Source organism: Xanthomonas sp. SHU 199 (assembly GCF_000364665.1).
GTDB classification, from domain to species: domain Bacteria; phylum Pseudomonadota; class Gammaproteobacteria; order Xanthomonadales; family Xanthomonadaceae; genus Xanthomonas_A; species Xanthomonas_A sontii.
Map to the genome: position 1 here is coordinate 12,859 of NZ_AQOI01000027.1, position 18,126 is coordinate 30,984.

33 protein-coding genes are annotated in these 18,126 nt (G+C 61.5%); 5 read left to right on the forward strand and 28 right to left on the reverse strand.

What is annotated here, in order from left to right:
• Nucleotides 1-3: 3 nt before the first annotated feature.
• From D183_RS0101480 to D183_RS0101540, 13 genes are read right to left on the reverse strand one after another with little or no spacing between them, the layout of a single operon-like run.
• Nucleotides 4-1,089, reverse strand: a complete 1,086-nt coding sequence (locus D183_RS0101480) for a phage capsid family protein (protein WP_017907414.1) — start codon at nt 1,087-1,089, stop codon at nt 4-6.
• 12 nt (nt 1,090-1,101) lie between these two features.
• Entirely contained in the window at nt 1,102-1,854 is a 753-nt protein-coding gene (locus D183_RS0101485) for a hypothetical protein (protein ID WP_017907415.1), read from the reverse strand.
• A 60-nt stretch (nt 1,855-1,914) separates the two neighbouring features.
• Nucleotides 1,915-3,819 carry a portal protein gene (locus tag D183_RS0101490; RefSeq protein WP_017907416.1) on the reverse strand — a complete coding sequence of 635 codons (1,905 nt, stop codon included), beginning with the start codon at nt 3,817-3,819 and terminating at the stop codon, nt 1,915-1,917.
• Nucleotides 3,819-5,114, reverse strand: a complete 1,296-nt coding sequence (locus D183_RS25960) for a phage terminase large subunit (RefSeq protein WP_081613232.1) — start codon at nt 5,112-5,114, stop codon at nt 3,819-3,821. Before D183_RS25960 ends, D183_RS0101490 begins: the two co-directional genes overlap by 1 nt.
• Nucleotides 5,111-5,458: a hypothetical protein gene (locus D183_RS27240; RefSeq protein WP_157835147.1), complete on the reverse strand. Its 348-nt coding sequence runs from the start codon at nt 5,456-5,458 to the stop codon at nt 5,111-5,113. Before D183_RS27240 ends, D183_RS25960 begins: the two co-directional genes overlap by 4 nt.
• A 44-nt stretch (nt 5,459-5,502) precedes the next feature.
• Nucleotides 5,503-5,802 (reverse strand): hypothetical protein, encoded by a 300-nt coding sequence (locus D183_RS0101505; RefSeq protein WP_157835148.1) that lies wholly within the window; start codon nt 5,800-5,802, stop codon nt 5,503-5,505.
• Nucleotides 5,799-6,335, reverse strand: coding sequence for a hypothetical protein (locus tag D183_RS25965; protein ID WP_017907419.1), 537 nt, complete (start codon nt 6,333-6,335; stop codon nt 5,799-5,801). The genes D183_RS0101505 and D183_RS25965 overlap by 4 nt, the downstream gene beginning before the upstream one ends.
• 2 nt (nt 6,336-6,337) lie before the next feature.
• Entirely contained in the window at nt 6,338-6,637 is a 300-nt protein-coding gene (locus D183_RS0101515) for a hypothetical protein (protein ID WP_017907420.1), read from the reverse strand.
• A gap of 2 nt (nt 6,638-6,639) precedes the next feature.
• Nucleotides 6,640-6,900: a hypothetical protein gene (locus D183_RS0101520; RefSeq protein WP_017907421.1), complete on the reverse strand. Its 261-nt coding sequence runs from the start codon at nt 6,898-6,900 to the stop codon at nt 6,640-6,642.
• Nucleotides 6,897-7,259 (reverse strand): Gp49 family protein, encoded by a 363-nt coding sequence (locus D183_RS0101525; RefSeq protein WP_017907422.1) that lies wholly within the window; start codon nt 7,257-7,259, stop codon nt 6,897-6,899. The genes D183_RS0101520 and D183_RS0101525 overlap by 4 nt, the downstream gene beginning before the upstream one ends.
• Complete coding sequence (locus D183_RS0101530; protein WP_017907423.1) at nt 7,256-7,582, reverse strand: hypothetical protein; 327 nt, start codon at nt 7,580-7,582, stop codon at nt 7,256-7,258. Before D183_RS0101530 ends, D183_RS0101525 begins: the two co-directional genes overlap by 4 nt.
• The gene (locus tag D183_RS0101535; protein WP_017907424.1) at nt 7,579-7,833 is read right to left on the reverse strand and encodes a hypothetical protein; all 255 of its coding nucleotides are present in this window, start codon (nt 7,831-7,833) and stop codon (nt 7,579-7,581) included. The genes D183_RS0101530 and D183_RS0101535 overlap by 4 nt, the downstream gene beginning before the upstream one ends.
• Entirely contained in the window at nt 7,833-8,273 is a 441-nt protein-coding gene (locus D183_RS0101540) for a lysozyme (protein WP_017907425.1), read from the reverse strand. Before D183_RS0101540 ends, D183_RS0101535 begins: the two co-directional genes overlap by 1 nt.
• Before the next feature lie 342 nt (nt 8,274-8,615).
• On the opposite strand from D183_RS0101540, the gene D183_RS0101545 reads away from it, so the two are divergent.
• Together D183_RS0101545 and D183_RS25970 are read left to right on the forward strand one after the other, a co-directional pair.
• Entirely contained in the window at nt 8,616-8,903 is a 288-nt protein-coding gene (locus tag D183_RS0101545) for a hypothetical protein (RefSeq protein ID WP_017907426.1), read from the forward strand.
• Between the two features lie 3 nt (nt 8,904-8,906).
• Nucleotides 8,907-9,422: a transcriptional regulator gene (locus tag D183_RS25970; protein WP_017907427.1), complete on the forward strand. Its 516-nt coding sequence runs from the start codon at nt 8,907-8,909 to the stop codon at nt 9,420-9,422.
• Here the strand turns inward: D183_RS25970 and D183_RS0101555 are convergent.
• The 14 genes from D183_RS0101555 to D183_RS28215 all read right to left on the reverse strand — a co-directional run bounded on the left by D183_RS0101555 (nt 9,419) and on the right by D183_RS28215 (nt 15,941).
• A complete protein-coding gene (locus D183_RS0101555) occupies nt 9,419-9,853 on the reverse strand; it encodes a hypothetical protein (protein ID WP_017907428.1) in 435 nt (144 codons plus the stop codon). The two genes, D183_RS25970 and D183_RS0101555, sit on opposite strands and share 4 nt — an antisense overlap.
• 201 nt (nt 9,854-10,054) lie before the next feature.
• Nucleotides 10,055-10,570: a hypothetical protein gene (locus tag D183_RS23765; protein ID WP_051067596.1), complete on the reverse strand. Its 516-nt coding sequence runs from the start codon at nt 10,568-10,570 to the stop codon at nt 10,055-10,057.
• Nucleotides 10,567-10,767 carry a hypothetical protein gene (locus D183_RS27680; protein ID WP_198527622.1) on the reverse strand — a complete coding sequence of 67 codons (201 nt, stop codon included), beginning with the start codon at nt 10,765-10,767 and terminating at the stop codon, nt 10,567-10,569. Before D183_RS27680 ends, D183_RS23765 begins: the two co-directional genes overlap by 4 nt.
• A complete protein-coding gene (locus tag D183_RS0101565) occupies nt 10,764-11,066 on the reverse strand; it encodes a DUF1364 family protein (protein WP_017907430.1) in 303 nt (100 codons plus the stop codon). The genes D183_RS27680 and D183_RS0101565 overlap by 4 nt, the downstream gene beginning before the upstream one ends.
• Complete coding sequence (locus D183_RS28210) at nt 11,063-11,533, reverse strand: HNH endonuclease (protein WP_026144095.1); 471 nt, start codon at nt 11,531-11,533, stop codon at nt 11,063-11,065. The genes D183_RS0101565 and D183_RS28210 overlap by 4 nt, the downstream gene beginning before the upstream one ends.
• The gene (locus D183_RS0101575) at nt 11,530-11,970 is read right to left on the reverse strand and encodes a hypothetical protein (RefSeq protein ID WP_017907431.1); all 441 of its coding nucleotides are present in this window, start codon (nt 11,968-11,970) and stop codon (nt 11,530-11,532) included. Before D183_RS0101575 ends, D183_RS28210 begins: the two co-directional genes overlap by 4 nt.
• The gene (locus D183_RS0101580; RefSeq protein ID WP_039725819.1) at nt 11,967-12,665 is read right to left on the reverse strand and encodes a hypothetical protein; all 699 of its coding nucleotides are present in this window, start codon (nt 12,663-12,665) and stop codon (nt 11,967-11,969) included. Before D183_RS0101580 ends, D183_RS0101575 begins: the two co-directional genes overlap by 4 nt.
• Nucleotides 12,666-12,667: 2 nt before the next feature.
• The gene (locus D183_RS0101585; protein WP_017907433.1) at nt 12,668-12,862 is read right to left on the reverse strand and encodes a hypothetical protein; all 195 of its coding nucleotides are present in this window, start codon (nt 12,860-12,862) and stop codon (nt 12,668-12,670) included.
• A 336-nt stretch (nt 12,863-13,198) separates the two neighbouring features.
• Nucleotides 13,199-13,579, reverse strand: coding sequence for a hypothetical protein (locus D183_RS27885; RefSeq protein WP_017907434.1), 381 nt, complete (start codon nt 13,577-13,579; stop codon nt 13,199-13,201).
• Complete coding sequence (locus tag D183_RS0101595) at nt 13,576-13,839, reverse strand: hypothetical protein (RefSeq protein WP_232757181.1); 264 nt, start codon at nt 13,837-13,839, stop codon at nt 13,576-13,578. Before D183_RS0101595 ends, D183_RS27885 begins: the two co-directional genes overlap by 4 nt.
• A 4-nt stretch (nt 13,840-13,843) precedes the next feature.
• Entirely contained in the window at nt 13,844-14,668 is an 825-nt protein-coding gene (locus tag D183_RS26155) for a YdaU family protein (protein ID WP_081613233.1), read from the reverse strand.
• Between the two features lies 1 nt (nt 14,669).
• Entirely contained in the window at nt 14,670-14,957 is a 288-nt protein-coding gene (locus D183_RS26160) for a MarR family transcriptional regulator (protein WP_081613234.1), read from the reverse strand.
• Between the two features lie 354 nt (nt 14,958-15,311).
• On the reverse strand, nt 15,312-15,497 hold the full coding sequence (locus D183_RS0101605; protein WP_017907437.1) for a hypothetical protein: 186 nt from the start codon (nt 15,495-15,497) through the stop codon (nt 15,312-15,314).
• A gap of 210 nt (nt 15,498-15,707) precedes the next feature.
• Entirely contained in the window at nt 15,708-15,941 is a 234-nt protein-coding gene (locus D183_RS28215) for a helix-turn-helix domain-containing protein (protein WP_441365041.1), read from the reverse strand.
• Nucleotides 15,942-16,031: 90 nt separating this feature from the next.
• Here D183_RS28215 and D183_RS25975 point away from each other — a divergent pair, with 90 nt between their 5' ends.
• On the forward strand, nt 16,032-16,718 hold the full coding sequence (locus tag D183_RS25975; RefSeq protein ID WP_017907439.1) for a helix-turn-helix domain-containing protein: 687 nt from the start codon (nt 16,032-16,034) through the stop codon (nt 16,716-16,718).
• 270 nt (nt 16,719-16,988) lie between these two features.
• On the opposite strand, the gene D183_RS27685 is transcribed toward D183_RS25975, so the two are convergent.
• Nucleotides 16,989-17,294: a hypothetical protein gene (locus tag D183_RS27685; protein ID WP_193314182.1), complete on the reverse strand. Its 306-nt coding sequence runs from the start codon at nt 17,292-17,294 to the stop codon at nt 16,989-16,991.
• Nucleotides 17,295-17,479: 185 nt separating this feature from the next.
• Here D183_RS27685 and D183_RS0101625 point away from each other — a divergent pair, with 185 nt between their 5' ends.
• Together D183_RS0101625 and D183_RS0101630 are read left to right on the forward strand one after the other, a co-directional pair.
• A complete protein-coding gene (locus D183_RS0101625; RefSeq protein ID WP_017907440.1) occupies nt 17,480-17,692 on the forward strand; it encodes a hypothetical protein in 213 nt (70 codons plus the stop codon).
• A partial coding sequence (locus D183_RS0101630) for a DUF7666 domain-containing protein (RefSeq protein ID WP_026144097.1) occupies nt 17,692-18,126 on the forward strand: 435 nt, incomplete at its 3' end. The genes D183_RS0101625 and D183_RS0101630, both read left to right, overlap by 1 nt.

Below are 18,126 nucleotides of genomic sequence, written 5' to 3' on the forward strand. Positions count from 1 at the left end.
CCATTAGGCGTCAGCCGGAGCCGAAACCCAACCGGTCACCATGCCCCAGTCCTTGGCGCCGGTCGTACCTTGGCCCCACAGGATCTTCTCGATGCCGCGCAGCTCCATGAAGCCGACGCCGTACTGGAAGCCGTAGTCGTCTTCCTTGCGCAACGTGGTCTTGGTGGTCTGCGCCCAAGCAACAGCCAGGGCCTGCGCGCCGCACAGGTAGATCGGCGCAACCGGGATCGGGGTCGATGCCGTGTTGTTGATCACCGGCAGCTCCGGGATCTCACGGATGACCACGCCATCCCAGTAAAGCGACGTGGTGCCGGTGAACAGCGGGTTGGCGAGGCTGCGCTCGCGGGCTTCCTGGTGAACAGTTGCGAGGTCCTTCTTCAGATCGCGATACGCACGGGTGCCGGCGAACAGGACGAAGGTTTCCTCATCCTCGCCGTAGATGTGCGGGCGGATACCGTCGCCGTTCACGGTCTCGGCATCCTGAGCGATCCGCTTCAGCAGCGAAACAACATCCTTGGTCAGGGTCATGCCGGCGGTGATGTTGTTCAGCGCGGTGGCGTGGGTGGCGCTGTAGTTGGCGACGGCGTTGCCGAACAGCACCCGGTCCACGTTGGCCGCATTCCATGCGTTCTTCTGCGCGGCGGTGGCAGTGGCATAGGGGGTGCCCTGCACCGAGCCAAGCGCACGGATGATGTCGTTGCGCATGTAGCGCATCGCTAGATCCTTCAGCGCCTGCTTGCCGGCGTCGCGGATATCGAAGGCGGACGCCTGCTCTTCCTCGACGTTGACGACGGTTGCATCACGGACAACGCCGATCTTGATCGCGTGGCCGTCGTTCGGCAGTGCCTTCTCATTGCCCACCAGGGTGGTGCTGCCGGTGTTGTAGCCAGCATCGGCATCCAGCGCGCCGACCAGGTTGATGGTGATGGTGTCACCCTTCTTCTTGGTCAGGTTGTTCTTGATCTGGATGATGCTGTTCTCGTCCATGCCCATGTACCGCTTGAAGCGGTTGGCGCGGACGTACTCCTTGAAGAACTCGTCGTCCCACTGCTTTGCGCGGACAGCCGCGCTGACGGTCGTATTTGCCATGTGTTAGTGCTCTCAGAAGATTTGTTTGAAGACGTCGCCCGCCTTGGGCTGGAATTCGCCCTTGGCGTTGCGTGCTTGGGTCAGATCAGGCTGAATCGCCTCGGCGGCTTGCTGCTTGGCGGCGGCTTTTTCTTTCAGCTCGGCCTCCCACTTCGCCCGTAGTTCGGCCTCGATCTGCGCTCGGTAGGCTTCCGGATCCTGCATCTGCTCCATCTGCTGGATCTGGCGGCCAAGCCGGTACGCCTCACGGGCCGGGTTGGGCGACTGGAAAACTTTCTGAGCCAGCGCAGGGTTGTCCTGCGCTCGCTGCACGAGTGCCTGGATGACTTCGTCGTAGTCCGCATGCTGCTCGCGCAGATCAGCCTCCATGGCAGCGTAGAACTGCTGCTGGATGCGCTGAGTTGCGCTTTGTACCTCGGTCTGGACGTAGGCAGCCGGGTCGTCGAAGAACTCGGGACGCCTTGCCTGCTCCTGCTGCTGGCGCAGCTCAGCCAGTTGGCGCTCCAGCTCATCGGCTCGTCGCTGAGCCTCCTGCCGCTTCTCGCGTTCCGCTTTCAACCCTGCGAGCGTGCCCTGCTCTTCCTTCGACTTATCCGGGGCCGGCGGCACCTCGGTCTCAACTACGCCCGTATCTGCGGCCTGCTCAGTGGCGGCCTGCTCCGATTTCTCGGTAGCCTGCTCAACCTCTTGAGTCTCAACTGCAGCTTCTTGCACAGGGGCGCTTGCCCCCGTGATGTCATCGAGGAAATCAGTCACATCTGCCATGGGTTGCTCCACATCGACCGTTCGCCGTCGTCGCGCATCGACCGAACCGCCGTCGTCGCGTTACTGCATGACCGGAGGCGCCGCCGTCTCGACGGTTGCGCGCGCACGGTCTGTCTCAGCCTCAAACCGATCGGTCTGAGCCTTGAATTGCTCTGTTTCGAGCTTCGCCGCATCCAAGGATTGGTTGGCAAGCTGCTGATCCTTGTCCTGCAACTGCTTCTGCATCTCTTGCAGTTGCTCTTGCATCTGCTGAAGCTGCTGCTGGATCTGCGGGGGAACCTGCTGCTGCAGCTTCTCGATGATCTGATCCTTGTTCCGCAGGCTCGACGCCTGGATGATCATCTCAGTCGGGATCGACGTCGGGTCTGCCTTCTTCAGCTCGACCAACTGCTGGAATTGCTCGCCCTGGATCGTCACGGTGTCCGGGCCGTCCTCGACAAGGATGTCCACGTCGATGTCAGCGACGCTGTTCTCATGCCGCACGACAGCGTTGGGGTTGGCCTGCGCCATCGCCATGAGGTAGGCCGGCGGCGTCTGCCCCTCGCTCTGGTAGCGCTGCAGTTCTTCAGCCACGGTCACCGGCTTATTCAGCCCAACCCACCGCAGCGAATCCTCGTCATCGGTGACGCGGATCCACTTTTCCTCCGTCCAGTACTGGCGTATGCGATTCCAGGCCGCGCGGTAGATGCGCCACGACCACATCTTGAGCGCATCAAACGGGACGGCCATCTCCTGCAAACCGGCCTGCTGCAAAGCTTGCACTGCGCGGCCAGATGGCGCCTTTACGTCTCCCTCAAGGGCAGGATTCACACCACTCGCGTCGATCTCAGCTTTGGACTCCTGCAGGAGCTGGAACTCCCCAGCCAGTGCGGCCTGGTTGTCCACGATCTCAAACCGGGTGCTTGGACGGACCTTGATATAGCCGTCCGGCTTTGCAAGCTCCCGCCTGGCAACGGCAACGTTCTCGACCGAGCCATCCTCGGCGATGATGGTCCGCATGCTGAGCCGATGCAGTGCCTTGGACCGGCGCTTGTTGATCTCGTCCTGCGGCGAGAGCATCTGCTTAACGGTGCCGTAGCGACGGTTATCTCGGTCCACGAAGGCAGAAGTGGCAACGATGTCGCACTCGGGCTGGCCCCATTCGTCCAGATACGGGGACGGCTGCGGGTCGCGAAGCCAGCCACCTTTGCACATCGTGCCGGTGTACCAGACGCCGCTATGCTTCCAGCGATGCTGCATGATGCGCACGCGACGATTGCGCTGATCGGCCCAGGTGATGCGCGGCCGGTCGTCGTAAGTGTCGCTACCGCTCTGCTCGCTGCTGTAGGCGCCCAAGATCACCTGATCGGAGCCGGGGAACTCGACCAGAACGTCCTCTTCGTCCATCCACAGCACGACGCCCATGAACGCTGCATCGCTGAAGTCGCGCTTACGGCTGTGCACATCGCGATAGAACCGATCCCAGGGGACGGGCGTCAGCGATACATCCAACATGCCGTTCGGACGCTTCTTCACGCCAACGACTGCGGCGCCACAGCCCTCAACAAATAGGTTCTCTGCTACCTCCGAACGGATAGTGTCAAAGTCGTTCTGCTCCGCTACGAAGCGGAGAGCATCGGTCGCTGAGTCGGCATCCCCATCATGGCGCGGGGTACGCGGGTACGCCTTCGGATCGGTTCGGCTGCTCTTCTCGAAACCAATCAGCGAATCAATCTTGGGCTTGATGCGATTGGAGATGACGATCGGCTGGCCGCGCTTCTTGAGCGTCTCTTCCTCTTCGGCAGTGAGCTGCTCGCCGTCGTAGTAGTCGCGGCACTTCTCGGCCATCTCTCGCTCGTCACGGCCGTTGTCGTCCCAGTCGCGGAACTGACGCAGGCACTTCTCCAGCATGGCCTCTTTGTCTATTTCCGGGCGCGCGGAAGCTTGGCCGGCGTCTTCGCCAGCCAAGTTCATGTCGTCAGCCATCAAGCTACCTTCCAGTCCGGAACGTCGTCTTCGTCTTCATCGTCGGCGCTGTAGTCGCGCCCCTTGCGGCTCTTGCGCTCCTGAGCCTCAGGCCCGGATGCGTTCGCCATCGTGTCTAGGCCGCGGCCGATCAGGCTGCAGACATCCACTGCATCATCCTGCCGCCCGTCCTCGCCATTGAAGGCGCAGAGCTGATTCAGCAGGCGGACGGCCCAAGGCAGGCGCGGCAGGTACACCGCTCCAGCGGATGCACGGGCTGCGAAGCCCAATGCACGCTCTGCCTTGGTGCCAGCAGATGCAAGCGGCACGCGGTTGACGAACACCTGCGTCTCGCGCATGCGCTTGGTGATCGCCGAGTCCACCGCCCGGAGGATCACGCCCTTTTCCTCAAACGCGGCAAGCGGCTTGTACTTGGACGCGAGCTCAATCCATGCATCGATCCACTCGGCCGGGTCTTTCTGGCCGTACCACCAGTCCACCGCGTACAGGTCGCCACTGGACGACAGGCCCCAAACGCCATGCTCGGTCCAATCGCCGTCGTCTGGCGTGACCGCATAGTCGCTCGCCATGTACAGATTGAGGCGGGACGGAAGCACGTCGTAGAACTTGAACCAGTCGCGCTTGAACATCAGGCCGGCCAGCGACCTACATGCGCCTTCCCATACGTGCGCGTAGAGGTCCGAGTTGAACTTCTGGAGCTTCAGACGCTCCTTGTTCAGTTCCTCGGGGAACCAGGGGTTATCGCGCCAGTTGATGTCGATGACCAGCGTGTCCGGGTCATCCAGTGCGGCCAACTGGTGTACGTAGTCCTCTTCCTGGTCCGGGTTGTACGTCCACCACAACTCAGACCCCGGCTTGCGGATCGTAGGAACCAGCACCGTGGCCGAGCGCTCACTAACGCTGTGCGCCTCTTCGATCCATGCCCCATCGAAGCCTTCGTAGGACTTGATCGAGTCGGCCGTATGCTCCTTCAGGCCAGCGAAGGCGAACTCACTGCTACTCGCCGATGTGCCCGGCTGCCCCTTGATGGCGTCCCGCTGGACATCGTAGTAGTAGCCCAGGTTTAGCGACTGGATCTGGTCAGCCAGCAACCTGTGCGATGACTCCTTGATCGACTTCTGCGTCTCGCGGCAGCAGAGCCAGCGCGTGGGCTGGAGGATGCCCCGAGCAGCCAGCATCCGGGCCACAGACCAGGACTTAGCCGATCCACGCCCACCACGAGCCACCTTGTGACGGCGTCGCTCAGTCCAGAAGGGAAGCATCTTGGCCGGAATCTCCAGGCCAAGCTCGCTCATTCGGACTGCGGCTCCACGCCAGTGACGACAACCTTTGTCACTACGTCTACAGCGATCGGGCCGCCACCTGGAGCAGACAGCTCGACACCCTTACGTTCTTGGTAGTCATCGGGGAACCGAGCAGCCATCGAACGGGACCACAGCGAGCTGTTGAATTTGTCTGCCGTCAGCCCGCACTGCGCCTGCGTCTCCCACCAGTCTTGGCTCAATTGCTTTGCGCGCGTGAAGGCATCAAGAAATTCCGGATGTACCTTGCACCAATCAAGCATTGTCTGGCGCACCACATCGAACGCACAGGCCATCTGCACCACGGATTTGCCCTGCCTTCCAAGCTCAAGCACCATTTCGCAGTACTCAGGCCGATAGTCAGTTGGCCGCCCAGCAGGCATCACACAATCTCCAGCGTGCCGTCATGGGTCACCCCATAGGCGGCACTCACAATAGTCAGTTGGTAAAGACCCGGGCCGTACTTGTTGCCCAAGGTCGTTGGGACGGTGAACGTGATCTGGCCTGAGCCCCCACCAATGGCGGGGAGAACCACAAGGTCAACGCTCTTGGCAGGTGGGCGCACATGGGCGGAAATCGAATCCCCAGCCAGGTTGAACGGCCCTTGGTCACCCCGCGCCCACAGAACTTGCGGGGCGTCGGCGACCATGTAGCCGCGCAGTTGAATCGGCAGGGCGCTCACTGCACAGCTCCACACGACTCAGCCAGCTTGCGGGTCGCCATCAGTTGGGACTGGAGCCAGCGGACTTGGTTGTCTGCATCGTCTCCGACCCGAAGAACTCGGCCCAGAGCCTCTGGCGGTACAGGGGTGGCTGCATCATCGCTTCCGACAGCGGATCCAGCTTGACCTTTGGCGGGGGCGGACATGCACGCGGCCCACTCGCTGCGCAGCCGGACATTGCCAGCGCGCAGATCAGCAACCAGGGTGTCTTGATGCTGTTCAGCGCTCTTGCGACCATCTTCATAGTTCCTCGCTGCCTCGGCGGACTTGGCGTGGTATTCCTGGCGCGCACGCTCGGTGGCGATAGCTACCTGATTCGTCAGCGCCACCATCTTGTCGCGGTAGGCGTCAAACTGGCCCTGCACCTCTCCAGTCTTCGCCTCTTGGCTGGACTTGCCGTGCCGGCACCCGCCGACAAAGATCACTCCGGCCACAACCGCCCACAGCCCCATGCGGATCAGCGCCGCGTATGGCTGCATGGCGAGCGGAAGCATGGTCAGGCTGGCTCGTAAGTAGCCGCGAAGATCTCCGGTTTGCACGAATAAAACTCGCCCTGCACGCCCTGGATGACCCAGTCGCCCACGCTGACCTTGTGCGTACCTTCCAGCGTGTTGATGCGCAGCACCGGGTAGTCGAAACCCTCCGGGTGCTCGGCCGAGCAATTGCGAATCTCGCTGTCCATGTACGCCGGGGTTGCACTTCCACGCGTCCAGTCGATGATTTCGCGATTGCTCTTCGGGGTGCCGTCGTACTGGATAGCGTTGATCACCACGGGATTCTTGCGGAACTTAGCCATGCTCAGCGCTCCAATCTTTGTTTGATCCAGCTAGCGGCCAGGCCGACTGCAGCACTGCCCCACAGCACAGCCTTGAGCTTCGCCGGCATTTCGCCTAGCGCCATGATCTGGCTGTAGAGGTCAGGCAGGCCGGCCACGAAGGCCCACACGTAGGTCGTATACTTCTTCAGCATCACGCGCGGGGACTCAAGGCCCTGCGGGAGCAGGGAAACCTTGGCCGGCGGCTTCTTCGGCGGGGTGAGGATGGGAGTGGGGCTGCTCATGCTTCGCCCGCCAGCTTGTCGCGCAGCCGGAAGCCCAGCAGCGGCAAGACCTTCGCTTCAGCATTCCGCCGCGCGATAAAGCGCCCAAGCCCGGAGTCGAAGTTCTCCGGGCTGGCGCATGCGCTCTCGCCGGTCACCGTGAATCCGTTGCGCAGCACCAGCACGCAGAAGGTCAGTAGGTGCAGAGGCTGCGGCTGGTCTTCGTATCGGGCGTGCGCGAAGTCTTGGAAGCCTTCAGCGCCGTAGGCGCCGTCAGCTGCCGTGAAATAGTGCTCGCTGGCGATCTCCACTTCGAGGTCGGCTGGCGTCACGCGCGGCGCGGTCAGGCCCTTGGCCTGTATTTCCTGTTCGATGCTCATTCCTTCTGGCGCTCCTTGTTGCGCTCCAATTCTTCGTCGATCTTCTCGGAAAACTTCGGAGCGACGACGTACACAGCAGCCCGGTATGCCTCTGCCTGCCTCACAGATACACGCGCATCGCTTGCTACCCAACCAATCCACACCATGCCGGCAAGTACGCCAGAGATGGCTATGCCGATCGCCAGGCCATGCCACATGGTGCCCATGCCCTCGATCCGCACAACGTTGCCGTTGCTTGATCCAGACTGCTTGTTGACAGCCTCACGCAGCGCCGAAACTTGGGTGCTCAGCCTGTCTGCGACTTCTTCCAGCCGTTGCGTCATCGCTGAGCCGCCTTAAACTCGCCTTTCATCTCGGCCACGGTCTTGAGTAATTCATTGCATGTCGCGTTGATGGATTGCATGAGCTGCTTGACCTCGACCAGCTCAGGCTTGCGCACAAACTCGTCGGAGATCAGCACGCGCAGGTCGCTCACCCGCTTGGACAGACTCACGATGTAGCCCAGGGCAAAGATCACAAGCGGCATCAGCACGCCGACTGCCACGTTGATGATGATTTGCCAGTTGACTTCCATCAGGGTGCCTCGAACACCTTGCGCTCATCGGCGCGGCGGTTGATTAGCCCCTGCATGACCTTGCCGTTTGCCATCCGCCAGACAGCGAACTGCTTGGCGGCTCCGGCGATATCACCTGCATTGAAAAGACGCAGCAGCGTGGATTTGCCGAAATTGCCCAGCCCGATGTTGTAGGCCAGCGAAGCCATAGCGCCCAACTGGTTGTCGGTCGGCTTGCGCTTCAGGAGCGCGCTCACGCCGTTCACAAACTTGGCGACATCCTGCTCCAGGCGCTCATCTGCCTGGGTTTGGGTCCACACCGTACCCTTGGTGATGCCCGGCCCAGTCGAGCCATAGCCGATGGTGTACGGCTCAGCACCCGTAGCCGGGTCCGGATACGCAGCCAGCCGGCATCCTTCCCACTTGCGCACAAGCGAGGCGGCGACTGCTATGGCGGACATACTGGCTCCAATAGGCGCCCGCCCCGCAGCCAGCTAGGCGCAAGGGTTGATCTGGATCAGGGAAGCGGGCATTGAAAAGGTTGAGGCCCGGCCGCTAGGGGATAACGGCCGGACCTCCGCAGGTAGCGGGCGCCAGTCTGGCCTGCAAAAGCAAAACCCCCGGCTTTCGCCAGGGGCTCCTATGACATCGTGCCTGAAATCTAACTTTCTGGGTGGCACCTGTCAATAGGGTTGTTGTCTACAAATCCCTCCACTCTGCCTATTGACTGATCCTAGATTTAGGATCATTATCCACCCATGGGAAGGCCAATGGGGCCGCCCAATAAGGCTGAGGAGCCGACCATGCAAAAGATCAATCCGGAGTGGGTCAAGTTCAACAACCTCTTCAATGAGGGCTACACGGACAGCTACAACCCGCACCCGAAGTACATCACCGTCGCTGCCGCCGCGGCTGTTGCTGCTCCCGCCGCTAGTAGCGGCAAGGTGTACCGCGACAGCCGCGGCATGCCGATTGATCCGGCGGCCAAGATCGCCGAAGAATCCGCCAGGTTGGAGGGCGTCACTGATGCCTTCGCGCGCGAATTGATCGAGAAGTCCATTGCCAACTATCGCAAGATGTTGGAGTGCTGAGCCATGACCAACATCACCGAAGTCATGTACACGCTGGGCCAGCTTGCTCGCGTCGCCTACCCCGATGGAGCAATCCCGCAGCGGATGATGGATACCCTGCTTTCCCGGCCACTTTCTGGGCTGGCGATGCTCCACAAAGCCAACCCACTGCTGGGACGACATGAGGATGAAAATTACAGGCGCGTGATCGACAAGCTACCTGCCGACCTCACTGATGGCCCTGTGCCCGTAGCTGATCAGGGGCCTTTTTGGGTTGGTTGGTATCACTACGCCGCAGCGATCGGCCATGCCATGCAATGGGGTCCAGATCAGCTTGCACGCGCTGGTCAACTGCTCTACGGCGAGCGCTGGCAATCTGACCTTGCCAGGGCGCTTGGAGTCAACGACCGCCGCGTCCGCGCATGGATGCTCGGCGAACGCAACATGTCGGCTGGCATATGGGCTGATATCGCCGCTCTACTTCGCCAGAGACAGCAGGAGGGCATCGCGTTGCTGCGGGATCTGGACGCGGGCAACTAAGCGGCCCGCGCCATCCCTGCCAGCACGCCGTAGACCCGATCCTCGCCGCGCTTGGCCAGCTCTAGATACGCCTTGACGTGCATGCAGCGCTCTCCGGAGTTGGCCAACAGCATCTGAGCAGTCTCGTACCGCTCAACCTTGCGCCGCCCCATGCCGCAGTAGTAGGCCCGCAGGACGCACGCCATCGGCAGATTTGATCGGGCGATATCGGCCACAATGTCCTCGATCCGCTGGGCGCGCAGGTCGATTTCCAGCGGCTTGTAGCCGACGTTAGGGGGCGGCATCTCGCCGCGATGCTCGATGAGGATCTGCAGCATGTTTTTCGAGACATGCCCGAGGTATTCGTAGTCCCTGTGCAGCGCAAACTCACGCCCCCAGTGCTCAAGCTCTGCGCGGACATACAGCCCGAAAGTGTCAACTTGCCCGCTCATTTTCCCAGCTCCCCGGCGTTCGCCGCGCGGCACAGTTCGTCAGCCTGCTCTACCGTCATCTGGAAGACTGCCCCGCCTGGCCCGCTAAGCCCTGCTACGCCGCCGGGGCCGCATACCTGGGGTAGCTTGTAAGGACCGACGATCTCGACGTGATACGGTCCGCTTGTGAGGCGGTTCGTCTCCCACCCTTGCAATTCTTGGTTAATCAGCGGCATTGGATTCCCCTGTGATCTTGATGACGACCTGGCCGCCCTTGCGCGGCTCGGGTGATATACCCGCCACGGTTGCGGCGACCCCGAGCGCAGCCCAGGCGTGCGACTTGACGCCGTAGGTGGGGCCGGGCGCCTTCTTCGTCCCTTGTGGGCCGATCAGGTCTAGCAGCGCCTGGCGGATGTTGGCGTCCTTGGCCTTGGTACTTCCGCAGAGGTGCAGCTTCACGTCACGGCGATAGACGAGGCGGACATCCTCTGGCGAGCGCCATGACTGGACGAACCGCCCAATCCACAAGCAGGTCTCGAACACCTCTTTTCCGACGGCCATGCCGTAACTGGCGATCATCTCGATAGCCAAGGAATGGCAGTGCTCGAACCGTCCTTTCTGTAGTCCTGTGACAAGTTCATCGTTGGGCCAGATTCCCGAGTCGATGACATCCCCATCCCATAGCTCACACCAGCCGCTTTCAGTGGTGCCGGGGTCGATAGCCAGAATCCTGCTCATGCCAGCCCACGATACCTGAAGTTGTGCCGCAGCCCTTTGCGCTCGATCTTCTTGCGCGTGGCGCAGGAGGAAAGGGCTGCCGCGATCTTCTGCCTAGCGTCTGGATCTTTCGCCGCAAGCCCGTCGCAGACATCCGAAGAAAAATGCCACCCCGGATTTTGCCTTAGCCACTCTCTGCATTCGGATGCGCGGCTCATGCGGCCACCCGGATCAGCCCTAGCTGCCACAGGGCCAGCATCGTGCGCTCGTGGGCGCGCTGCCACGCCTCGAACTTCTCTTCTCGATTCATCGTTCGCCCCTGGTCAAGTTCTCGGTGACAGGCCCGGCAGGAGCTGGCGAAGAAGCAATCGTGAGCCTTGAGCGCTCCGCCCTTACCGTGCCTTGATTGGTTGCTGTGTGCCGGCTCGCCAGTCCCGCCCTCGCAGATGCCGTGCAATTGCACCTGGCAATCGAGCTGGTAGGCTAGGTCAAGCAGCTTGCGGTCTCGGTAGTTCATGTGAATTGGCCCCATCTCTCACCGCGCACCGCCCGGCTGATAGTTGATGAGTGGACACCCCATAGCCGACCAATCTCCGACTGGCTAACGCCGCTGACGTACAACTGGCGGGCTATTCTGACTAGATCCGGGGTGAGCTTTGCGCCGGGCCGCGGGTGCGTAGGGCCGCTCCTGTTACGCCACCGCCCTTTGCGCTTGCAATCAATGATGTTCTCTGCCTGGGTAGCGGCAAACAGATGGGCTGGGTTGCAGCAAGCTGGATTGTCACAGCGATGGCATACAACCAAGCCTTCTGCGATTTCTCCATGAGCGGATAGGTAGGCTGCTCGGCTAGCGTTGACAGTTCGTCCGTTTAGCTGACAGGCGCCGTAGCCCCAGCTATTTAGCCTTCCGATCCATGGCCAGCAATCGTCTTCACCACGACGATCCACCCTGTCCCAAGTGAATTTGACCTGCTTCGAAGTCACGCCGCCTTCCTCCCTACTGGGAACTGCACATGCACGCCACGGCTGGCGTAGTCGGACTGAACCGCCTCCAGATACTTGCTCAACTGTTCGGCAGTCATCAGCGAGGTGACCGGCAGGAACTTCATCGCGACCAGCTTCTGCTCGTAGCTCAGACCCTTGATCGCGCCGTCGTAGAACGTCCGGTACTCGGCGTCCTCGGCACGTAGGATCGGCACGCCGTGGTGCAGCTTGCAGTAGCACTTGTGGCCCAACGCATCGTGCTGCCGGTCTTCGCGGGCCATCTGCTCGTACCACACGGCAGCCAGGGCGTTCTGGTCTAGGCTGCGCTTGCGAGACCGCAGCACCATGCGGACGTACTTGTTCCGCCCCCACAGGTCGCGAAGCTCGCCGATGGCCGCCTGGAGCGCAGGCTCGGAGTTGATGATGATCTCGCTCATCCCTGCCCCTCCCGCTCTACGAAAACGCAAGACTCCGGATGCACGCCCAGACAATTCGGGCAGGAATGACCCTCCCGCTCTGCGGCCATGGCGGCGTCGTCGGCATCAAGGGCGGCCAACTCGGCCTGTGCTCGCGCAATCATCTCGTCAACTATTGCGTCCCAACCAGGGAATGTGTCCGGGCGACCTCGCCCGCCGTTGCTTCCATCCATAATCCACGAACCTTGCCCCCACTCCAAACACAGATGCGCTTCTCTCGGTTCGGAGTACCCGTCACCATATTGTTCTGTGCACTCATTTTTCAGAAAACGCCACCGCCCCGCATCCCTCTGCGCATCGTGCAGCAGGGCCTCGGCCCTCTCAGCTCGGCCGCGCAAAACGTTGATGACGGCCACGTCCGCGGCCAGCTCAACCAGCATCTCCTCCTGCTGTTTCCTTGCATCCCGCAAGTCAGCCTTGAGCCGGCCGGCTTCCTCGGCCCAGCGGACTGCCTCTGCTGCGAACTCTTTCTTATCGGCGCGGAGTACCTCAGCCTCCTTCAGCGCAACCATAATCCCGCGCAGGACATAATCATCTATCCCACGGCGATACTTGTTCATAGCGCCTTTTCGGATTAGAGCGGCTGTCTCATCCATCCCCGCCGTCTCATACTCGGCTGCCAGCAATTCGCGGGCCTTCTTCTCGATCTCATCCATCCTCACTCTCCCCTGCTGTAGCTCTTGATGTTGTTGAGCGCGTACCACTCGCGCAGTGTGTTGACCTGGTCGGCGACTACTCCGCCGTCCAGGCTGATCGAACCATCCGCGTGCCGCTGCGTCGGCTGGGTCTTTAGTTCGGGTTTGTCGCCTTCCAATCCGGGCGCTCGGGCTTGGGCTTCATGCGGCGTCTCCATCAGGAAATTCAATTCGCGCCGTTACGATCAGGCGAGTGCCAGGCGGGAAGTCGGCAGCAAAGGCTTTAAAGCCAGGGCCTATTACCATGCCGCTGGTGCCGAAGTAGTGCCCGTACTCATTTTTTTCGACAGTCAGAACCGCCTCAGTGGATGGGTTTTCAGCAGCGAGCACGCCCCCTGGTCGACTGTGCCTGACGCACCGCCATTTATCGGGGTGATATGCCCTAAGCTCGAAGCTATCTTTCCTGTCTCTCAGCGTGCTGTACCGGTAGATGATTTGCTCAGTGCAGCCAGGATGGACGCACCGGAAGCCAAGCGTGTATTCCCTACGTGCCATCACCCCACCCTCCCCGGCCGGCAGCCGCTGTCCTGCTCGCCGAGTAGAAAGGTCTTGTCTATGTGCCAGCCTGCCTCGCGCGCGCCGAGCAGCCGCAGCTCGTTGGCGTCAAACTCGTCCAAGCCCAAGAACTGGATCGCTGCGTCGATGTGCGACGGCGAAAACGGGCGTTTGTCGAAGAATGCGTTGTAGACCGACTGCGGCCGGCACTTCCAAGGGACGCACAGGTCGATGATCCGGTGTCCTTCTTCGCGCAGGTGCCGGCGCAGGATTTGGCGAACGCTTACCTTGCCGAGCGGGACACGGATTGGCCGGCCGCCGCAGGCCTTGCCGTTATGCGCAACTTGGCGGGCGAGCGCTATGGTCTTTGGCTTGGTCATCGGGTCATCCTCAGCAGGTTTCCCAGTTCCTCGTAGACGCGCGCAGCGCGCTCGGGGCTGGCTTTGATCGGCTGCTTGGTGATCGCCAGTTGCTGACGCGGCGGCAGGGCTTCCAGGAAGTCAGCAGGAGCCGGCCAGGTCCGACGGGTCTGCGCCAGGGTCACGAACGCTTCGCGGAAGCGCGGGGCGTCTTGCTTCTGCTCCCACACCCGATTCTTCGTCAGCGCAGCGACCCACATGGCAGCCGTACCCTCGATCAAGTCGCTAGCGGGGGTTCGGTCCAGACCCAAGCAGAGCAACCGGCTCAGGCCGTCCAGAATCTCGTTGTGAATCCAGGTTTCCATGCTTCAGGGCCTGCAGTCGTTGGATGGCGGAAAGGGTTTTGCTCTGCTGCGGGGGCTGGGCCGATTGAGGCCCTGCGCGTTCGTGCGGCTTGAGCCAGTCGGCCTGCAGCCCTTGGGAGCCTCGGGCGCACCAAATCCGCAGGAACTGCTCCAGCGGCATTCCGGCCTTGCGCGCCTCGCCTTGGGCAGAGCGCAGGACGGTCTCCGTCACCGGGGCCTTCTTGGCCTTCCGCAGTGCAAGCCAATCGGTCCAGGTCTGCGGGTCAACGTCATCAGGGCATGCAGGGGCGGACGGCGCGCGCTTGCGTGCGCTCTCTACCGAACGTAGTGAGGTAGAGATACTGGTGTCTGGTGTCTGGAGAGCATTGCCATTGCAATGCGCTTGCAATGCGACCGCATTGCGTTCGCTATCCGATGGCTTTGCGTCCTTGCTCCAGCGGGCCTCGGCACTAGCGCGCGCCTTAGCCTGCTTGCTTTGGTAGCGCTCGATTTCTTCATCGGCGCGCTTGTTATGCCAGCCATCTGACCCCAGCGCGAAGAACTCCTGAAGCACCACCTCTACAGCCGCCACTTCCTCCGGAGCACGCGCGCCGCACAGACGTGCCACCTGGGCGACGTCAACCGGCAGTGCCTGCTCCTGTAGGTAGTACCGGCGCAAAAGCCGGCTGTATATGGCGTCTTCCACCAGCGACAAGTGCCCCGTCGCTGCTGCGTAGTCGCCGATGTGATGCTCGTAGTAGTTCACGTCAGTTCACCGGCCACCAGGTGGTGGCGCTATGCCCGGTAGCCAGGCACTTGCGGGAAGGACCACGGATCACGCGGCCGGCGTCTTCCAGCTCTGGCAACCTGCGAGCCAGTTGGTAGCGGTCCAGCGTGCAGTAGCGGGCAAGCTCAGCGCTGGTGTGGCCCGGATTGGCCTTAACAGCCTCCAGCGCAGTTGACTGCTGCATGGCAGCCTTGCCGCTTGTCACGACGTGCTCGGCGGCGTCCCAGCTCGTGGCAGGGTCGGTGGTGCGTGCGGGTAGATGGTTCATAGTTACCTCGACACCGGCCGGCCACGCTTCGGCACGATCTGCTCGGAGCGCAGGTGTTCGTCGCGCTTGAATTGGCCGGGCATGTGGGCGCGCCAGGGGTGCGGCTTCTTGTGCTTTGGGGTAGTCACTTTTCAGTCCCTCTGCGACCCCGAATGAGGCCCTGGATCGGCACAACAGAAGCGTTGCGCTTGGTTAGCAAGTAGCAGCGTTCAAGGTGTGCGCGGGCTGCATGTACAAACGCCTCATCTGGCGTCAGTCCCAGAGATTTGGCGTACCGCTCAATCCTTCGTATCTGCTCGTTGGTCAAGCTGATTTCATGGTCCACAGGTACTCCATAGGGCCTTCAAAGCACCTTCAGCCAACATCCGCTTCGGCCCTAAGCTTTTCCATCATCGCGATGTGCGCCAGCGCAGCCTCGCGGACGAAAACGGCGGGCTGTCTGCCGTTGAAGCGAGCCAACGCTCTGATGAGTTCGTCCTCGGGATCGCTAAAGCGAGCTTTGATGACGTTGTCGCGGATGTGTGTGGGATCGGCGTACATGGGGGTTATCAGTGGCGGTAGTTGAAAAAATGGGTTCAAACGTCGTGCAGATCGTCAGGCACAGGAGCCGCGTCTTCGCTGCTAGATGGGTCGGCGAGAGGCTGGTTGTTTGGGTGCTGCGGCGTGGGTAGCACGTCGTTCTCCGCACCCTTCAGCGCATCGGCAGGGTCGGGGCGTAGCCAGGACTTCAGGCGGTCAAAGAGGCGCATGTCACGCCCTCTTGCGCTTGGGGGCGGGGGCTGGCTGGGAAGGCCCGAAGATCACCACGTCGCGCGGGATGTTCAGCGACTGGGCAAGCTTGGTTACGACATCCAAGCGGCGCGGGATGGTCCCGCTCTCATACTTGGAAATGTCAGCCTGCGAACAGCCACACCGGGCGGCAAGCTCTGCCTGGGTGAGGCCAGCACGTGCGCGCGCGGCGCGGAGGTGGTGGGTAGTGTCCATGGCCACGATATTGCTCTGAAGAATAATGACTGTCAAGCATATTCTTCAGGCGATCTTACTTAGATCATTCCTAGCGGGAATAATTGCGGCATGGATAGAAGAGAAGCCTTCGGGCAAGCCATCCGCCAGCTACGCAAGGCTGCCGAACTGAACCAAGAGCAGCTTGCCGAGCGCCTGGAGGATGTGCCTGGATTGAAGCAGGCCGACATCTCAAAGATCGAGAACGGGCGCCACAAGTCGCCGGACATGCACATAGCGCCCCTTGCTGACGCGCTGGGCGTGTCTACGGCTGAAATCGCAGCGCTCGTAGAGCAGATCCTGAATGGGGAAGAAGGGCGACTTCAGCAGCGCCATGTCCCCGCTGAAGCCCCATCTGTGGTGCCGCTGATAGGCTGGGTCCGCGCTGGTATGTGGGACCAGGTGGAAAATCCCTTCGACCCAGACGTTGCGCAGGGCGCTGTGCCTACCAATACAAAGGTAAGTCCTCGTAGCTATGCCCTGCAGGTCAAGGGCGACTCGATGACGAACCCGGCTGGCTGGCCTACCTTCCCAGAGGGGACAACCATCATCGTGGACCCGCGCAGGACTGCGGAGTCTGGAGACCTGGTGATCGCCCAAGTAGATGAAGATCAGCAGGCGACGTTCAAGAGGCTTGTCCGTGACGCTGGAGCGACCTATCTAGTGCCGCTAAACCCGCGATATCCGACGCTCACCGTTGACCAGCCAATGCGCATCTGCGGGGTAGTGGTGACCGTAGCAGAGCGGCCAGTCAACTAGATGCGGCAAGCTCCATGGCTTGCCGCATCTAATTATCTGCCCCAACTGTAGCCATGAGCGCCGCAGTTGCGCTCAAGTGAACTCATTGCCTCTTGAGCCGTGAACTGCCCGGATCGATATCCATCTATGTTGGCCTGAACGATTGCCCGACAGTTCTTGGGTAGGCCTGTGTCGCCGTAAGTGTCGCGGCTATTGGGATCGCAAAAGTTCGAGCAGCCGGCTAGCCCCGCCGCGACCAAGCATGCCGCTGCCAGGATCTTCATATGGCTTCTATTGCTCATCGAAGCCGTACGGGTCTTGCTGCTGAGCCGCTGGCTGGCTAGGAGCGTACACAGGCTGCTGAGGCTGGTAGTAGCCGCCAGAGTTTGGATACGGGTTCACAGTACCCTGCCGGCCTGTGTAAGGGTTCACGTTGCCCTGAGTCGAATAGTTGTCCAGCTTGGTGTTGTTGGGCGCGCTGCGATAGTGCGGCTGCACATACGTGCCGTTTGATCTGTAGTAGCCCTTCACGTGTGTCTGTGCCAGCGCCGATCCTGCAGTGAGCGCAAGCGCCAGGCCTAAGACAATCGTCTTCATCTCCCATCCCCTTCATAAGCCGTCATTGGCTACTAGATGCTAGCAACGGCAAGCCCGGCACGCGCAGACAAATAGCGCCATGAGTGACCGTCTGTCGGGGGACAAAAATATTTTCCAATATGCACTTGACGAATATTCGTAAGGCGCATATAGTCCTCCCATCGCCCACGGGCAGGGAGAACGAGATGCACAGCAGCAACGACCTAGCGCAGATCCGATTCGCAGCGATTGCGCGCAATGAGGGCATCGTGGCCGAGGGCCGCGACGTGTTTGGCCTGGAGCTGACCCGCGAGCAAGCGGCCTACCGCGTGATGGAAGCTCGCTGGGGCCATCTGCCCGAGCGGCAGATGCATGAGGTAGCGATCCACCACTACGAAGTCGCAGTGGAGGCCGTGTAATGGCCGCCAAGAAGTCCAAGGCCGCGAAGGCCGAACCCAAGATCGCATACCACTTCGTCGGCGCCACGCTGCGCGACGGCCGTCCGGTTCCGGCCGATGGCGAGTGGCTGGAGCACGACGGCGCCGTCAAGCTGTGCGCCTCTGGCCTGCACTGGTCGGCCGATCCGTTTGACGCACTGCAGTACGCCCCCGGCAATACGTTATGCCTGGTTGAGTACGACGGCGAAACCAAGATCGGCGACGACAAGGGAGTCTCTGCGCGCCGCCGCATCATCAAGCGCATCGACGCCGAATCACTGCTGCGCGAGTTCGCACGCTGGTCTGCGCTGCAAGTTATCGAGCTGTGGGATGCGCCCGAGGTTGTTCATCAGTACCTGATGACCGGTGACGAGTCGTTGAGGGACGCCGCCAGGGACGCCGCCAGGGACGCCGCC

Excerpts from the sequence above, each read along its gene's own strand:
- D183_RS0101480 (WP_017907414.1), bottom strand. The coding sequence starts at position 1,089 with ATGGCAAATACGACCGTCAGCGCGGCTGTCCGCGCAAAGCAGTGGGAC.
- D183_RS0101485 (WP_017907415.1), bottom strand. The coding sequence starts at position 1,854 with ATGGCAGATGTGACTGATTTCCTCGATGACATCACGGGGGCAAGCGCC.
- D183_RS0101490 (WP_017907416.1), bottom strand. The coding sequence starts at position 3,819 with ATGGCTGACGACATGAACTTGGCTGGCGAAGACGCCGGCCAAGCTTCC.
- D183_RS25960 (WP_081613232.1), bottom strand. The coding sequence starts at position 5,114 with ATGAGCGAGCTTGGCCTGGAGATTCCGGCCAAGATGCTTCCCTTCTGG.
- D183_RS27240 (WP_157835147.1), bottom strand. The coding sequence starts at position 5,458 with ATGGTGCTTGAGCTTGGAAGGCAGGGCAAATCCGTGGTGCAGATGGCC.
- D183_RS25965 (WP_017907419.1), bottom strand. The coding sequence starts at position 6,335 with ATGCTTCCGCTCGCCATGCAGCCATACGCGGCGCTGATCCGCATGGGG.
- D183_RS0101515 (WP_017907420.1), bottom strand. The coding sequence starts at position 6,637 with ATGGCTAAGTTCCGCAAGAATCCCGTGGTGATCAACGCTATCCAGTAC.
- D183_RS0101520 (WP_017907421.1), bottom strand. The coding sequence starts at position 6,900 with ATGAGCAGCCCCACTCCCATCCTCACCCCGCCGAAGAAGCCGCCGGCC.
- D183_RS0101525 (WP_017907422.1), bottom strand. The coding sequence starts at position 7,259 with ATGAGCATCGAACAGGAAATACAGGCCAAGGGCCTGACCGCGCCGCGC.
- D183_RS0101530 (WP_017907423.1), bottom strand. The coding sequence starts at position 7,582 with ATGACGCAACGGCTGGAAGAAGTCGCAGACAGGCTGAGCACCCAAGTT.
- D183_RS0101535 (WP_017907424.1), bottom strand. The coding sequence starts at position 7,833 with ATGGAAGTCAACTGGCAAATCATCATCAACGTGGCAGTCGGCGTGCTG.
- D183_RS0101540 (WP_017907425.1), bottom strand. The coding sequence starts at position 8,273 with ATGTCCGCCATAGCAGTCGCCGCCTCGCTTGTGCGCAAGTGGGAAGGA.
- D183_RS0101545 (WP_017907426.1), top strand. The coding sequence starts at position 8,616 with ATGCAAAAGATCAATCCGGAGTGGGTCAAGTTCAACAACCTCTTCAAT.
- D183_RS25970 (WP_017907427.1), top strand. The coding sequence starts at position 8,907 with ATGACCAACATCACCGAAGTCATGTACACGCTGGGCCAGCTTGCTCGC.
- D183_RS0101555 (WP_017907428.1), bottom strand. The coding sequence starts at position 9,853 with ATGAGCGGGCAAGTTGACACTTTCGGGCTGTATGTCCGCGCAGAGCTT.
- D183_RS23765 (WP_051067596.1), bottom strand. The coding sequence starts at position 10,570 with ATGAGCAGGATTCTGGCTATCGACCCCGGCACCACTGAAAGCGGCTGG.
- D183_RS27680 (WP_198527622.1), bottom strand. The coding sequence starts at position 10,767 with ATGAGCCGCGCATCCGAATGCAGAGAGTGGCTAAGGCAAAATCCGGGG.
- D183_RS0101565 (WP_017907430.1), bottom strand. The coding sequence starts at position 11,066 with ATGAACTACCGAGACCGCAAGCTGCTTGACCTAGCCTACCAGCTCGAT.
- D183_RS0101575 (WP_017907431.1), bottom strand. The coding sequence starts at position 11,970 with ATGAGCGAGATCATCATCAACTCCGAGCCTGCGCTCCAGGCGGCCATC.
- D183_RS0101580 (WP_039725819.1), bottom strand. The coding sequence starts at position 12,665 with ATGGATGAGATCGAGAAGAAGGCCCGCGAATTGCTGGCAGCCGAGTAT.
- D183_RS0101585 (WP_017907433.1), bottom strand. The coding sequence starts at position 12,862 with ATGGAGACGCCGCATGAAGCCCAAGCCCGAGCGCCCGGATTGGAAGGC.
- D183_RS27885 (WP_017907434.1), bottom strand. The coding sequence starts at position 13,579 with ATGACCAAGCCAAAGACCATAGCGCTCGCCCGCCAAGTTGCGCATAAC.
- D183_RS26160 (WP_081613234.1), bottom strand. The coding sequence starts at position 14,957 with ATGAACCATCTACCCGCACGCACCACCGACCCTGCCACGAGCTGGGAC.
- D183_RS0101605 (WP_017907437.1), bottom strand. The coding sequence starts at position 15,497 with ATGTACGCCGATCCCACACACATCCGCGACAACGTCATCAAAGCTCGC.
- D183_RS28215 (WP_441365041.1), bottom strand. The coding sequence starts at position 15,941 with ATGGACACTACCCACCACCTCCGCGCCGCGCGCGCACGTGCTGGCCTC.
- D183_RS25975 (WP_017907439.1), top strand. The coding sequence starts at position 16,032 with ATGGATAGAAGAGAAGCCTTCGGGCAAGCCATCCGCCAGCTACGCAAG.
- D183_RS27685 (WP_193314182.1), bottom strand. The coding sequence starts at position 17,294 with ATGAAGACGATTGTCTTAGGCCTGGCGCTTGCGCTCACTGCAGGATCG.
- D183_RS0101625 (WP_017907440.1), top strand. The coding sequence starts at position 17,480 with ATGCACAGCAGCAACGACCTAGCGCAGATCCGATTCGCAGCGATTGCG.